The organism is uncultured Campylobacter sp. (assembly GCF_938045225.1).
GTDB lineage: Bacteria > Campylobacterota > Campylobacteria > Campylobacterales > Campylobacteraceae > Campylobacter_A.
This window is the reverse complement of record NZ_CALINL010000296.1, coordinates 1-13,891: the sequence shown is the minus strand read 5'-3', so window position 1 is coordinate 13,891 and position 13,891 is coordinate 1. Positions and strand designations below refer to the sequence as shown.

Genomic DNA, 13,891 nt, shown 5'->3' with positions numbered 1-13,891 from the left:
TTTAAGATATTAAATATACTATAGTATATAACGCCGAAATAGATTAAAATCAATCATAATAAATTGATAACAACTACTGTTATATTTACACAGTATAAAAATAAGCTTTAGATTTAATTTTAATTATATTAGAAAAATAAATGAGAATTTAAGCGAACTAATAATAAAATACCGACCGATAAATAAAGTTAAGTTTTATTTAAATTTACAAAGGAGGTTAGAAAGCCGATTATGGAAAACGCAAAGAAAAAAGCGTCTAAATGGGTCATAGCTTTGCTGGCGGTTATTGGGCTTACTGGCGGATTTGGGATTTTTACGTTCTTTTTCGCTAATGGTCCTCAGCATCTTACTCGCGATCCCGAAGCCTGTATAAACTGCCACGTCATGAACCAAGTCTATGAAGGCTGGTCTAAGGGCGGACATCAACACGTTACGACGTGTATAGATTGCCACATGCCTAAAGAATTCGTAAGCAAATGGCTGGCGAAAGCTAAATACGGCTTCTTGCACGGTTATGCGTTTACTTTCTTGGATAATCCCGTATCGTTTACCGCAAGCGATGAGCAAAAGGAGATCATACAAAACAATTGTATAGAGTGCCATAAGGATTATGCTAGAAATTCAGTCGATCCAAGAGCTATAGGCGATAGCTTGCCGGGTAAACACGGGCAGTATGCTAATGCCAACGAGCCGTTAAAATGCGTATCTTGTCACAGACAAGCCGGACACGCACATAACTTTTAAAACAATCCTAGGAGGAGAATAAATGAAAAATAACAAACTGTTATACGCGGTTACTTTTTTAGTGGCCGTTGCACTCGGTGCGGGCGTACTTGCTCTTTATAACGACATAGCTCATAAAAAAGAGGAGTCAAAAGCTTACCCGCTAATGCTAAACAAAGTTAGCGAAACGGAGCCGTCTTTTGAAAAATGGGGTAAAAACTTCCCGTCTCATCTCGACGACTTCAAAAAAATGGAGCATAAAAGCGACGAAAATCCAAACGGAAGCGAGCTAATAGAGACTCCTTTCGGCGGTTCTTTCCCTTATAGTAAAATTATCCGCTGGCCTGCGGCTACGGTATTTTGGAACGGGTACGTATTCGGCGTGGATTACAGTAAGCCTAGAACTCACTTCTATAATCAAATAGACCAAATCGAGACAAAAAGAAACGATAAGGAATATATGAATGCTCACGGCTTGCCTGCGTTTAAGGGCCAAAAAGGTACCTGTGTAAACTGCCACACCGGACACCTTACGGCTATGATGGTAGATACGGACTACAAGCAACTAAGCGAAAATCCGACTGCCGCCGCGACTAAGCCTATGCCGTTTTTCGACGTAAAAGAAAACGGTGCGCAGATGAAGCAAGCTTGGACGAAGATGAACTCTATGCCTTATAAAGAGGTTATGGATATGGTAGCTAGCAAACACGGAAAAGACTCTCACGGCGGTTCGCATATGGGTATGGCTTGCGCCGACTGCCACCACCCTGATGACATGAGTTTAAGAATAACTAGACCTGCTATGGTAAATGCTATGGTTGAGCGAGGCTACGAGGCCGACGCTAAACAAGGCATAAAGGCAACTAGACAAGAGATGAGAACTATGGTGTGCATGCAGTGCCACGTAGAATACTACTTTAATGCGGATTCGACTCCTGTTTTCCCTTGGAGCAAATGGAAAAAAGGCGAGCCGTTTAAAATCGAGAATTTCGACCAATACTACGACGAGCAGCTAGCTAAAGAGGATGGATTTAAATCCGACTATATTCATAAAGATACAGGCGCTAAAATTATCAAAATGCAGCACCCTGAGTCTGAGCTATTCTCGACTAGCGTTCACGCCAGAAGCGGTGTAACGTGCGCAGACTGCCACCTTCCGTATAAGAGAAGCGGATCGGAGAAGATCACGGATCACTTTATGGTAACTCCGTTTAACAACTTAACCGCATCTTGCAAAACTTGCCACCCTCAAAGCGAGCAAGAGTTGAAAGATAGAATTAACTTTATCCAAAATCGCCACGCTTACGAGTTAAGAAACTGTGAAAATGCGTTACTTTCTTTCATCCAAGACGTCAAAGTCGCAAGAGCCGAGCTAGCTAAACACGAGAAATTTGCTTCGATCGCCGATGAAAAAGAGAGAAAAGAGGCTATCAGCAAAGCTCTTGAAAAAACGCTTCTTTTCCACAGAAAAGCTCATATCCGCTGGGACTTCAGCTTTAGCGAAAACAGCTACGGATTCCACGGAGACGAAGAGGCGGCTAGAATCCTTGGACAATGTAAAGAGGTTGCTCGCCAAGGACAAATCGAGCTAGTAAATGAGCTTGCTCCTTATGGCATCAGCATCAAGCTAACGCAAGAGGCTACTCCTGTTGCAGCACCTGCTCCTATCGGACACAAATGGCCTATCGGCGCTGTTCCGACAGAGAAGATGAAGCAAACAGACGAGAACGTCAAGAATTTAAATTTTAAATAAACCCCCTAAACCCAAGGCCTGCGGGCTTTGGGTTTTTAAATTTACGCATTTTTCTTTCAAATTTTAAAATCCTAAATTTACTTATAAATTTAAATTTTATTGTTTATTTAGCCGTTTTAGGCGATAATCTTCATCAAATTTAAAGGAGAAAATATGCTTAAAAAATTTATTTTTGCTGCTCTTGCGGCGAGTTTGGTTTTCGGTGCGCAAGATCTTGCGATCAAAGCAAAACCTGCGTCAAGCATCGAGGAAACTTCGGAAGAGGAATTTGATGAATCGCAAGCGCGCGTAGATGAGTGTATGCAAAAGGATAGCTCGACTGCCGGCATGATACAGTGCATAGACGCCGAATTTGCTATCCAAGATAAACTCCTAAATCAAAACTATAAAAAAGCCATGAGTGTACTAAATGACGAAAATAAAAAGAAACTAAAAGACATCCAGCGTAAATGGGTGGCCTATAAAGAGGCTAAATGTCCGTTTGTGCCGCCTATGGGTACGCTTTATGCCGTAACGGCTGCCGATTGCTACCTTCAGATGACTAAGGAGCGCGCAAGAGAGCTTGCAAACTTAGCTGAAGACTTTGAGGGTAATCAGTGAGGTTACTCGTCTCTTGTTTAGAGGCCTCTGCAAATTTGCACTTCGAGCAGGTTTTAGAGCATCTGCCAAAGTGCAAGCTAAAAGGCATTTTCGACGAGAAATTCGGCAAACCTTTTATGCGAAGCTCGGAGTTTTCCGCGATGGGTTTCGTGGAGGTTTTGCCGCTTTATTTTAAGGCAAAACGAGCTATAAAAGAGATGACTCGCCTAGCCGCAGAGTGCGACGCCGTGCTGCTTATCGATAGCCCAGCCTTTAACCTGCCGCTAGCTAAAGCGATCAAAGAGGCCGGTATCAAAACGCCGGTGACCTACTATATCTTGCCGCAGGTGTGGGCGTGGAAGGCTGGACGCGTGGCGAAGGTCGAGGCATACTGCGATCATCTGGCTTCGATTTTGCCGTTTGACGGGATGTACTACAACCGCTCGCACTACGTCGGACACCCGCTGCTTGACGAACTACGAGTGCGAAAAAACGAGCTTTTGCAAAGCGGTAAGATTGCTTTTATGCCTGGATCCCGCCGTGCCGAAATTTCACGACTGATGCCGATTTTTCGTGAGGTGGCAAGCCAGATAAAAGACAAAGAAAAGCTGCTCGTCGTGCCGCCATTTTTAGCAAACGATATGCAAATTTACGGCGACGTTAGCGATTTTAGCGTGGTTACGGACGCTCCGCGCGCGCTTTTGCAAAGCGAGTTTGCCTTTATCTGCTCGGGCACCGCGACGCTGCAGGCCGCGCTCGTGGGCACGCCGTTCGTGCTAGCTTATAAGGCTAAAGCAATCGACATAATGATAGCGCGGATGTTTGTGAAACTACGCCACATCGGGCTTGCAAATATAATGTTTGATTTTATGGGCGAAGAGGCACTGCACGAGGAGCTATTGCAAGAGGAAGTAACGCCCGGCAATCTAATAAAAGCCTACGAGAGCTGCGATAAAGAGAAATTTATCAAAGGCTGCGAGAAGCTACGAAAATACCTAAAACACGGCTCTGCGGCTAGCGTAGCGCAAATCATAACGAATAAAGGATGAAAAATGACCGAACCGATGACGCTTTTTGGATATGAAAAAATCACGAACGAACTAAAAAATCTAAAGACCGTCGAGCGCCCGAATATCGTCGAGGAGATCGACATCGCGCGCAGTCACGGCGATCTAAAAGAAAACGCCGAATACCACGCCGCTCGCGAAAAACAGGCGTTTATCGAGAGCCGTATAGCCGAGCTTAGCGACATAATAAGCCGCGCCAAGGTAATCGACCCCGCAGAATATGAGCATGATAAGGTAAAATTTGGCTCCACGGTCGTCATCATGGACGTAGAAACCGAGCTTGAAAGGACCTACACGCTAGTTGGCACGCCGGAGAGCAACCTAGAGCGCGGTCTCATCTCGATAAACTCGCCTCTAGCCAAACAGCTAATCGGCAAGAGCGAAGGCGACGAGGTCGCGCTAAATTTGCCAAACGGCAGAAGCGACGTCGAGATCTTATCCGTTAGCTATAAACCGATCAAATTTTAGAGCCGATGAGCGCGTTTAAAACCGTTAAATTTACTAGCTCGGCAGGTAAATTTGAGCCTTTAAATTTAACTACGGCGTTTGCCGAGTTTTTCAAATTCGGCTCATTAGATTTAAAACTCCTAGCCGCAAATTCGGCGCTACAAAAAGTAAAATTTGATGCCTGAGCAAATCGTCGTAAAAAGCGGCGCGATCTTTATCGCCGACTCGCACGAAAACGAAAATCGCGAAAATTTTTGGCATTTTTTGTGCGCGTTAAAAAGCGGCGAGATAAAGACGCCGCAGCTGTTTTTGATGGGCGATATGTTTGATTTTTTGGCGGGCGAATGCGAGTTTTTCGTCAAATTTTACGAGCGATACGTCCGTGCGATCGACGAGTTGGGCGAGAAAATGGAAATTTACTATTTCGAGGGAAATCACGATTTTAACCTCGCGCCTCTGTTTAAAAACGTCAAATCCTATCCTATCGGCGCTCAGCCGGTTAAATTTGCCACTGAGTGCGGACAGAGCGTGCTTATCGCGCATGGAGATATATTTTTGCCTTTTGTCGCAAAATACGCTTTGAGGTTTTTGCGCGTCAAAGTTTTTTTAAAAACGATGAATTTTTTCGATAAATTTCTAAATTTTAGGCTCTCAAAACAAATTTTAAATAAGCTTAAACGAAAAATTTTAGATTATAAAATACCGAATTTTAAGAATTTAGTCGAAGCAAAAATGCGCCGATATAACGTATTTTACGAGGCTGACGTCGTCATCGAGGGGCACTATCACCAAGGCGAACAGTACACGATAGGTAAACAAAAATATATAAATATTCCTTCTTTTGCATGCGAGCAAAGCTATTTTGTAGTAGAATACGGCCAAAATATTAAGTTTGCTCGAAAGAGCGTAAAGGTTTAAAATGCTTAAAAATGGCACATTAAAAACCGGTTCAAATGAGATGGAGCTTGTTGATTTTCGTATCTTTAAGCAGTCGGGAGACAATGTATATGAGGGTATATACGGCGTCAACGTCGCTAAGGTGCGCGAGATCATCAAGATGCCAAATTTAACCGAGCTTCCAGGAGTACCCGAGTATATAGAGGGGATTTTTGACCTACGCGGCGTAGTGATACCTGTCATAAATTTAGCCAAATGGATGCAGATAAACGAGCCTAAGGGCGGAGCTATCAAGCCTCGCGTTATTATCGCCGAATTTAGCGGGATATTGATAGGTTTTATCGTTCATGAGGCAAAACGTATCAGGCGCATAAGCTGGGCGGATATAGAGGCTGCGACTTTCGCCTCAAACGCCGGAACGCTAGATAAAGGCAAGATCACGGGCGTAACTCGTATCGAAAACGATGAAGTTTTGCTCATACTAGACCTTGAAAGCGTCGTCGAAGAGCTTGGTATCTATAGCCCGAAAATGGAAGTAGAAATCGATCAAAATAAGCTTTTAAGCGGGGTTGCGCTAGTGCTAGACGATAGCTCTACAGCTAGAAAACTAGTAAAAGATATGCTAGAAAAAATGGGACTAAGAGTGGTTGAAGCAAAAGACGGCGTGGAAGGACTTGCTAGAATGCAAGATCTATACGAAATGTACGGCGATAAACTAAGTCAATTTTTAAGGGTGATTTTGAGCGACATCGAAATGCCTCAGATGGACGGATATCGTTTTGCATCGACTCTAAAGAATAATCCAAGATATGCGGGAATTCCTATCATATTTAACTCTTCTATAAGCAATGACTACAGCGAAGCTCAAAGTAAAGAGGCTGGGGCTGCCGCGTATCTAACTAAATTTGACGCGTCGCTATTTTATAACGAGGTGCTTCGCGTGATCGAAGCGAACAAGAAATAAGGGGGAGTGGAATCATGGATGATATGAGAGAAATAATGGAAGACTTCCTGGTTGAAGCCTTCGAACTAGTAGAACAAATAGACCATGACCTTATAGAACTTGAGTCAAATCCTGAAGATTTAGAGCTTTTAAATAGAATTTTCCGCGTTGCGCATACGGTCAAGGGGTCATCGAGCTTTTTAAATTTCGATATCCTTACTAAGCTTACGCACCATATGGAAGACGTACTAAACAAAGCCCGCCGCAACGAACTAAAGATAACTCCGGATATCATGGACGTGGTACTAGAGTCCGTAGATATGATGAAGGGACTTTTGCACGGTATCAGAGATAGCGGCAACGATACGGACGTAGGCATCGAGATAGGTGATATCTGCAAAAGGTTAACCTCAATATCCGAAGGCGAAGCCCCGAGCGCGGCCGCTAGCGAGCCTGCTGCTGCAGCGCCAGAGCCTGTGGTAGAGACGCCGAAAGAGCCTGAGCCCGAACCCGTTAGCGATGAAAATTTATCAAATTTAAGCGACGACGAGGTCGAAGCCGAGATAGAAAGACTGCTGAAAGTAAGAAAGGCCGAGGATCAGGCAAGGCGCGCTCAAAAAGCGGCCGGAGGCGAAGCGCCAAAACCTACCGCACCGGCTGCGCCGCAAGCTGCCGCTCCCTCAAATTCTGCACCGGCTCCAAAGCCGGCTCCAGCAAAGCCCGCCAACAAAAAAGAGGACAAAAAAGTCCCGGCTCCATCAAGCGGAGCTAGCGCGGACGAGCAGACTATACGCGTCGAGGTTAAGCGCCTAGATCACCTGATGAATCTGATCGGCGAGCTGGTGCTTGGCAAAAACAGATTGCTCAAAATTTACGACGATGTAGAGGAGAGATATGAGGGCGAGAAATTCCTCGAGGAGCTAAATCAAGTAGTGTCTAGCCTAAGCCTAGTGACTACCGACATACAGCTAGCCGTTATGAAAACGAGGATGCTACCTATCGCAAAGGTGTTTAATAAATTTCCTCGCATGATCCGCGATCTAAGCCGCGAGCTAAATAAGCAAATCGACCTTGAGATCACGGGTGAGGAGACGGAGCTAGATAAATCTATCGTCGAGCAAATCGGCGATCCGCTCGTGCATATGATAAGAAACTCGTGCGACCACGGCATCGAAGACGGTCCTACCAGACTAGCTGCTGGCAAGCCTGAAAAAGGCACTATCCAGCTAAAAGCCTACAACGAAGGCAACCATATCGTAGTCGAGATTGCCGATGACGGTAAGGGACTAGATGCCGATATGCTAAAGGCACGCTCGATAGAAAAGGGCATCATCACCGAGCGCGAAGCCGATACTATGAGCGATAAAGAGGCGTTTGGGCTTATATTTAAGCCTGGATTTTCGACTGCTGCGAAGGTAACTAACGTAAGCGGTCGCGGCGTGGGAATGGACGTCGTAAAGACTAATATCGAAAAGCTAAACGGCATAATCGACATCGAAAGCGAAGTGGGCAAGGGCACGACGATGAAGCTAAAGATTCCGCTCACGCTAGCGATTATACAGTCGCTTTTAGTCGGCGCTCAGGAGGAGTTTTTCGCTATTCCTCTAGCAAGCGTTTTAGAGACCGTGCGCGTGCCGATCGACGATATCTATACGATCGATGGCAAAAACGTGCTTAGACTACGCGACGAGGTGCTTTCTTTGGTTAAACTCTCCGATATTTTCGGCGTAAAACAAGTCTTTGACGGCGGCGATCAGACATACGTGGTCGTTATCGGCGTAGCTGAGGCAAAGCTAGGTATCATCGTAGATAGTCTCGTAGGACAAGAAGAGATCGTCATCAAATCAATGGGCGACTATCTCCAAAATATCCCTGGAATCGCCGGCGCAACGATAAGAGGCGACGGTCGAGTGACGCTAATTATTGACGTCGGAATAATGATGGAGATGGCAAAAGATATAAAAGTAGACATAAAAACTAGCATGGAGACTTCAAAAAGCGTTAAAGAAAAACCGAGCGACTACAAGGTGCTAATCGTCGACGACTCGAAGATGGATAGAACTATAATGCAAAAATCGTTAGCGCCTCTTGGCGTAACGGTGATAGAGGCCACTAACGGCGTCGAGGCTCTAACTATCGTAAAATCAGGCGAACACGCGCTTGATGCGATGCTAATCGATATCGAAATGCCGCGAATGGACGGCTACACGCTAGCAGGCGAAATTCGCAAGTACTCAAAATATAGAAATTTGCCGCTTATTGCGGTAACTTCTAGGACGTCAAAGACCGATAGGCTAAGAGGCGTGGAAGTAGGAATGACCGAGTATATAACTAAGCCGTATTCGTCCGAGTACCTTGAAAACGTAGTTAGAAAAAATATCAAACTAATAGGATAGAACATGAACGACAAACTAAATCAGGTTCTAAAAAGACAAAAAAGACAGGTGATAGACCCGAGCGAAAAAGAGCGAGAGGAGATCGTCCAATTAGTCGGTTTCATCGTGGGCGACGAGGAGTACGCGATACCTATTTTAAATATCCAAGAGATAATTAAGCCCATAGAATACACTCGCGTGCCTAGCGTGCCTGAGTATGTTTTGGGCGTATTTAACCTGCGCGGTAGCGTCATCCCGCTAATTGACTTGAGAAAGAAATTTTCTCTAAACGCCGCAAAACCAAGCCCAAGCACGAGGTATATCGTGATGAAAGAGGGCGATAACGTCGCGGGGTTTGTGATCGATAGGCTAACGGAAGCCATCAGGATACAGCAAAACAGGATCGATCCGCCGCCTGAAACGCTTTTAAAAGATAAGGGTATGATTTACGGCATCGGCAAGAGAGATAGTAGTATTCTTACGATTTTAAAAGTTGAAACGCTATTGAAACGTGATTTTTAGGATTAATTTTGATAAAGCTTTGTGTATTTGATTTTGATTCGACGCTGATGGACGGCGAAACGATAGATTTTTTAGCCGCAGTAAAAGGCGTGGGCGACGAGGTTAGCGAAATAACTGCAAAAGCGATGGCTGGAGAACTTGATTTTTTCGAGAGCTTAACGCGCCGAGTATCGCTTTTAAAGGGGCTTGAGCTTGCTAAGGTAGATCAAATTTGCTCAAATTTGCCGCTCATGCCCGGAGCTGCCGAACTGATCTCGTATCTAAAAAGTAAGGGCATTAAGGTCGTAGTTTTTAGCGGCGGATTTCACTCGGGCACGGACAGAGCGCAAGAAAAGCTCAAATTTGATGCTAGTTTCGCAAACATCCTGCATCACAAAGACGGCGTCCTGACTGGACTCGTGGGCGGCGAAATGATGTTTGGCTTTTCAAAAGGCGCGATGCTTGCAAATTTACAAAAAATGCTCGGCATCTCAAAAGAGCAGACGATGAGCGTGGGCGACGGTGCCAACGACCTATCTATGTTTGAGCATTCAAATTTAAAAATCGCATTTTGCGCGAAGCAAATTTTGAGGCAAGCGGCAACTTGTTGCGTGGATAAAAAAGATTTGCGCGAGATCGTAAATTTGATATAAAAAGGCGAGAAAATGTTTAATAACGATATAAATTTTTCATTGTGGTGCGACTTTATCGAGCGCGATTTTTTGCAAAACGAGTTTGTAAATTTGCTTCAAAACGGCGCTATTAACGGCGTGACTTCAAACCCATCCATCTTTAAGGCCGCGTTTTTATCGGACTCTTATAAAGACGTCATCGGCCAAATGGGTAAAAAATATCCGAAGGCGCTTTATGAGACGCTCGCGATGCAAGATATCAAGATAGCTGCAATAAAACTTTTGAAGCATTATGTAAATGGCGACGACGGTTTTGTTAGTATCGAAGTCGATCCTGGTTTTTGCGACAATGCGGCAGCTACGGTAGATGAGGGGGCTAGGCTGCACGCGGAGATCGGCATGCCAAACGTCATGATAAAAATACCTGCTACAAAAGCCGGCTTTGAAGCGATGAGCGCATTAAGCGCGCGCGGTATCGCGGTAAATGCGACGCTGATTTTCTCGCCCGAGCAAGCCATAGCGTGTTTGGACGCTTTTGAAGAGGGCATGAAGGCTTATGAGAAAAAATTTCCGCTAACGCCGTTACCAAAGAGCGTGATTAGTATTTTTGTTAGCAGATTTGATCGATTGCTAGATGAAAAAATGCGCGAAAACTCGCTGCCGACGGGTCAAATCGGCATAATGAACGCGACTAAAATTTATAAAATCATAGAAAATAAAAGTTTGCCTACGACGAGGGCGCTGTTTGCTAGTACGGGCGTGAAGGGTGATGATTTAGCAAAGGATTATTATATAAAAGAGCTTATGTATAAAAATGCGATAAATACGGCTCCTCTTGATACTATTAAAGCTTTTATATCTGGTAAAAACGAACCAAAAACCGCCGTTAGCGACGATAGTATAGAGAAATTTTTCGGCGTAGTAAAAAGGGCCGACATAGATATGGAGAAGGTTTATAAAGACTTACTAAACGACGGCTTAAAGCAATTTGTAACTGCATTTGAAGATATCATGGAAGCATTAAAATGAAGTCTTCTGGATTTAATTCGATAGAACAAGAAGAGAGAGCCGGCTATGAACCGGTTGGCTCCGGCATTAAATTTGACACTCAAGACGACGAACTTGAGCGTATTATAAATTTAGGAGCTAATGCCGTAAAGGGCGATATACAAAAAATAAGAGATAAAAATAAAGAAAAATTACAAGAAGAACAAATTATAGCGCTAAAACCGGAAAAAGAAGAGCGGAAAATTAACGAAATTTTAGATAAAAATTTGACCGATCAGGGGCCTGTGTTTAAATTTGGACAAAATATTGATTTCGACAACCTGCCGGCATTAAAGCCATTAGATGGCGAGCTTTTGAAAAAGAAAGAGCAAGCAGAGCCTATCAAATTTGATGAATCTATCGAACCCGCTAAACTAGAAGCAAAAAAGCATGAGTTTAGTGAAAATCTCCAGGCTATCAATGAAGCGTTAAGCGAAATAGACGCTCTAGACGAGACGCTTGAACAAAAAAATATGCTTGATGAAACGGAGATAGCTGAGGCGTTGGAGCAACCGGGCGTCGATAAAGCGCCGGACGCAAAATTTAATAATAATAGCGCAAGCTTAGACAATTTAGGCGTCGGTTTTATTGTAGAAGAGGTTGATTTTACGCAAGGTCCTAGTGAAAAGGATCAAATTTTAGACTTTTTTCAAAACGAATTTAATATATCTCAAAATGGAGACAATAAAGAAGCGAAAGATGAATCGGATATAATCGCAAATGAGGTAAATTTAATCCAATCTAAGTCAAATTTAAATGTAGATTTTTGTAATACCAAGAAAAACACGAAGATTGACGAGTTCGAAAATTTGCATGAATCGCAAGAACAAGTTTTAGAGTCAAATTTAACGCAAGCATATAAAAGTACAAGCAAAGGAGCAACGCAAGTGCAAGTCGAAAGCGCGCAAGAAAGCGGGATAAGTACGGCAAAAGAAGCTGAAGCAAGACCTGCTAAGCGTAAAGATAGGGCTGCGCTTTTGGCTGAAATCGGGCTGTCGACCGATGATAGCGGTCTTGGAATATCCGGCGATAGGGCGTCAATAATGCAGGCTGACGAAAGTGCTAGAAGAGTTGCTATGAAAGGCGTGCTAGATAAATACTTAATAAAGCTTATTGAGCTTGGCGGTAGCGACTTACACGTAAAATCAGACAGAGTTATCAGAGGTAGATTTAACGGCGAGATATTTACGATGGGCGATAAAATTTTAGATTACGACAACTCGATACTACTTGCAAAGGAGATTTTAGGGGCGAATTATTACAATCTTATGAAAAGAAAGAGCGTAGATTTTACATATAAATTAAACGACGACTACCGTTTCCGTTCAAACGTCTTTTTGCAGATGGACGGCGTATCTTTCGTATTTAGAACGATCCCAACGAAAATTCCTACGATGTCCGAGCTTTTATTGCCGCCGGTTATTGAAAAGCTTTGCAATAAAGTAAATAGAGGCATCATCCTAGTAACTGGACCTACCGGTAGCGGTAAAACAACGACACTAGCTAGCATGATAAACCACCTAAATCACACAAAAAACTACCACATAGTCACTATCGAAGATCCGATCGAGTTTATATATAACGACGACAAAAGCGTAATAAATCAGCGCGGTATCGGCCAAGACGTAGATAGTTTCGCCGACGCGCTAAGGGCCTCTTTGCGCGAGGATCCGGATGTTATATTTGTGGGCGAGATGAGAGACCTGGAGACTGTTAGAACCGCGATAAACGCCGCAGAAACCGGCCACCTAGTACTTGCTACGCTTCATACCCTTGATGCTAAAGAAACTATCGGCCGCGTTATAAATATGTTCCCCAAAGAGGAGCAAAATAGAATCAGGATGACCTTTGCTTCGGTTGCGGAGGCTATTATATCTCAGCGCCTTGTCGTGACTACGACCGGTAAACGCCGCGTCGCTTGCGAAATAATGGTAAAAAACATAAGAATAAGAGATATGATCTTAGAAGATAGAGATAGCGAAATTTACGACGCGATAGAACAAAGTAAAAATACCTACGGAATGCAGACCTTCGAGCAGCATTTGCTTGACATGTATACTTCGGGCGTTATAACGAAAGAAGAAGCTCTAAAAAGCGCCAGTAGAAGGGAAAATCTCGATATCAAAATCAAGAGCGCCGACCTTGCTAAAAAACGAGCTATGGTTGCCTCTATCGAAGAGGATGCCGAGCTTTTAAAAGAATTTCAAAGCGAAGTTATTGCGCTCAAAGATATCAAGTAAGGCGAAATTTATATAAATTTGGGTATCATCGGCTTCTATTTTTCAAGAAAGGAAAACGATGTTAGAAGGTATCGTTAGAGAGAGTATCGGTAAAAAGGCGTCAAAAGCCTTGAGAAGAGATGGTTATCTAATCGCCAACATTTATGGTAAGGGATTAGAGAATGTTGCAGCTGCTTTTAAAGTCAATGACTTTATCAAAGAAGCACGCAAAAAAGAGAGCCTTGCTTTTGATGTAAAAGTAGGCGGAAAAGTTTATAATGTCGTTATTGTTGATTACCAAAGAGATGTTGTTACAAGCGATCTTAAACACGTAGATCTAAAAGTAGCACTTCCAGGCGTTTTATCAAAATATATGATCCCAGTTAAGCCAGTTGGAACACCTATTGGTCTTAAAAATAAGGGTGTTTTGATCCAGTCAACAAGACGTATTTGCGTAAAATGCACGGCTGAAAATTTACCAAATTCATTTGACGTTGATGTAAGCAAACTTGACATTGATGATACGATTTTGGTTCGTGATATCACAGCTCCTAAAGGCGTTACTATCATTGACGCTGACCGTGTTGCGGTACTTGGAGTTATTAAAGCTAAATAAAAAGGGCTTTTGTGACACTAATAGCGGGGCTGGGCAATCCTGGCCCCAAATACGAAAATACTAGACACAACATAGGCTTTATGCTTATAGAC

The 13,891-nt window shown here is 43.6% G+C and carries 13 protein-coding genes and 1 pseudogene; all 14 read left to right on the top strand.

Going from position 1 to position 13,891, the window contains the following annotated elements; translation table 11 throughout:
- The first annotated feature begins 231 nt into the window (after positions 1-231).
- On the top strand, positions 232-744 hold the full coding sequence (gene nrfH, locus Q0200_RS10850; RefSeq protein WP_002950715.1) for a cytochrome c nitrite reductase small subunit: 513 nt from the start codon (positions 232-234) through the stop codon (positions 742-744).
- A gap of 22 nt (positions 745-766) precedes the next feature.
- Complete coding sequence (locus Q0200_RS10845; RefSeq protein ID WP_297941087.1) at positions 767-2,476, top strand: ammonia-forming cytochrome c nitrite reductase subunit c552; 1,710 nt, start codon at positions 767-769, stop codon at positions 2,474-2,476.
- Between the two features lie 153 nt (positions 2,477-2,629).
- On the top strand, positions 2,630-3,076 hold the full coding sequence (locus Q0200_RS10840; RefSeq protein WP_002950719.1) for a lysozyme inhibitor LprI family protein: 447 nt from the start codon (positions 2,630-2,632) through the stop codon (positions 3,074-3,076).
- The gene (lpxB, locus tag Q0200_RS10835) at positions 3,073-4,104 is read left to right on the top strand and encodes a lipid-A-disaccharide synthase (RefSeq protein WP_297941085.1); all 1,032 of its coding nucleotides are present in this window, start codon (positions 3,073-3,075) and stop codon (positions 4,102-4,104) included. Before Q0200_RS10840 ends, lpxB begins: the two co-directional genes overlap by 4 nt.
- Before the next feature lie 3 nt (positions 4,105-4,107).
- Positions 4,108-4,590 carry a transcription elongation factor GreA gene (gene greA / locus Q0200_RS10830; protein WP_297941083.1) on the top strand — a complete coding sequence of 161 codons (483 nt, stop codon included), beginning with the start codon at positions 4,108-4,110 and terminating at the stop codon, positions 4,588-4,590.
- Positions 4,591-4,746: 156 nt separating this feature from the next.
- Complete coding sequence (locus Q0200_RS10825; RefSeq protein ID WP_297941081.1) at positions 4,747-5,487, top strand: UDP-2,3-diacylglucosamine diphosphatase; 741 nt, start codon at positions 4,747-4,749, stop codon at positions 5,485-5,487.
- Between the two features lies 1 nt (position 5,488).
- Positions 5,489-6,430 (top strand): chemotaxis protein, encoded by a 942-nt coding sequence (locus Q0200_RS10820; protein ID WP_297941078.1) that lies wholly within the window; start codon positions 5,489-5,491, stop codon positions 6,428-6,430.
- A 14-nt stretch (positions 6,431-6,444) separates the two neighbouring features.
- The gene (locus Q0200_RS10815; RefSeq protein ID WP_297941076.1) at positions 6,445-8,805 is read left to right on the top strand and encodes a chemotaxis protein CheW; all 2,361 of its coding nucleotides are present in this window, start codon (positions 6,445-6,447) and stop codon (positions 8,803-8,805) included.
- Between the two features lie 3 nt (positions 8,806-8,808).
- Positions 8,809-9,306 (top strand): chemotaxis protein CheW, encoded by a 498-nt coding sequence (locus tag Q0200_RS10810; RefSeq protein ID WP_297941075.1) that lies wholly within the window; start codon positions 8,809-8,811, stop codon positions 9,304-9,306.
- A gap of 8 nt (positions 9,307-9,314) precedes the next feature.
- Entirely contained in the window at positions 9,315-9,938 is a 624-nt protein-coding gene (gene serB, locus Q0200_RS10805; protein WP_297941072.1) for a phosphoserine phosphatase SerB, read from the top strand.
- 12 nt (positions 9,939-9,950) lie between these two features.
- Positions 9,951-10,946: a transaldolase gene (locus tag Q0200_RS10800; protein ID WP_297941070.1), complete on the top strand. Its 996-nt coding sequence runs from the start codon at positions 9,951-9,953 to the stop codon at positions 10,944-10,946.
- Positions 10,943-13,204, top strand: a complete 2,262-nt coding sequence (locus Q0200_RS11975) for a PilT/PilU family type 4a pilus ATPase (RefSeq protein WP_366118659.1) — start codon at positions 10,943-10,945, stop codon at positions 13,202-13,204. Before Q0200_RS10800 ends, Q0200_RS11975 begins: the two co-directional genes overlap by 4 nt.
- 58 nt (positions 13,205-13,262) lie before the next feature.
- Positions 13,263-13,799, top strand: coding sequence for a 50S ribosomal protein L25/general stress protein Ctc (locus tag Q0200_RS10790; protein ID WP_297941068.1), 537 nt, complete (start codon positions 13,263-13,265; stop codon positions 13,797-13,799).
- Positions 13,800-13,810: 11 nt separating this feature from the next.
- Positions 13,811-13,891 (top strand): annotated as a pseudogene (locus tag Q0200_RS10785) (aminoacyl-tRNA hydrolase); the annotation flags it as partial.

What these genes read in the sequence shown, in the direction of transcription:
- Q0200_RS10820 (WP_297941078.1), top strand. Translation starts at nt 5,489, where the DNA reads ATGCTTAAAAATGGCACATTAAAAACCGGTTCAAATGAGATGGAGCTT.
- Q0200_RS10840 (WP_002950719.1), top strand. Translation starts at nt 2,630, where the DNA reads ATGCTTAAAAAATTTATTTTTGCTGCTCTTGCGGCGAGTTTGGTTTTC.
- Q0200_RS10790 (WP_297941068.1), top strand. Translation starts at nt 13,263, where the DNA reads ATGTTAGAAGGTATCGTTAGAGAGAGTATCGGTAAAAAGGCGTCAAAA.
- greA (WP_297941083.1), top strand. Translation starts at nt 4,108, where the DNA reads ATGACCGAACCGATGACGCTTTTTGGATATGAAAAAATCACGAACGAA.
- Q0200_RS10800 (WP_297941070.1), top strand. Translation starts at nt 9,951, where the DNA reads ATGTTTAATAACGATATAAATTTTTCATTGTGGTGCGACTTTATCGAG.
- Q0200_RS10815 (WP_297941076.1), top strand. Translation starts at nt 6,445, where the DNA reads ATGGATGATATGAGAGAAATAATGGAAGACTTCCTGGTTGAAGCCTTC.
- Q0200_RS11975 (WP_366118659.1), top strand. Translation starts at nt 10,943, where the DNA reads ATGAAGTCTTCTGGATTTAATTCGATAGAACAAGAAGAGAGAGCCGGC.
- Q0200_RS10810 (WP_297941075.1), top strand. Translation starts at nt 8,809, where the DNA reads ATGAACGACAAACTAAATCAGGTTCTAAAAAGACAAAAAAGACAGGTG.
- Q0200_RS10825 (WP_297941081.1), top strand. Translation starts at nt 4,747, where the DNA reads ATGCCTGAGCAAATCGTCGTAAAAAGCGGCGCGATCTTTATCGCCGAC.
- Q0200_RS10845 (WP_297941087.1), top strand. Translation starts at nt 767, where the DNA reads ATGAAAAATAACAAACTGTTATACGCGGTTACTTTTTTAGTGGCCGTT.
- nrfH (WP_002950715.1), top strand. Translation starts at nt 232, where the DNA reads ATGGAAAACGCAAAGAAAAAAGCGTCTAAATGGGTCATAGCTTTGCTG.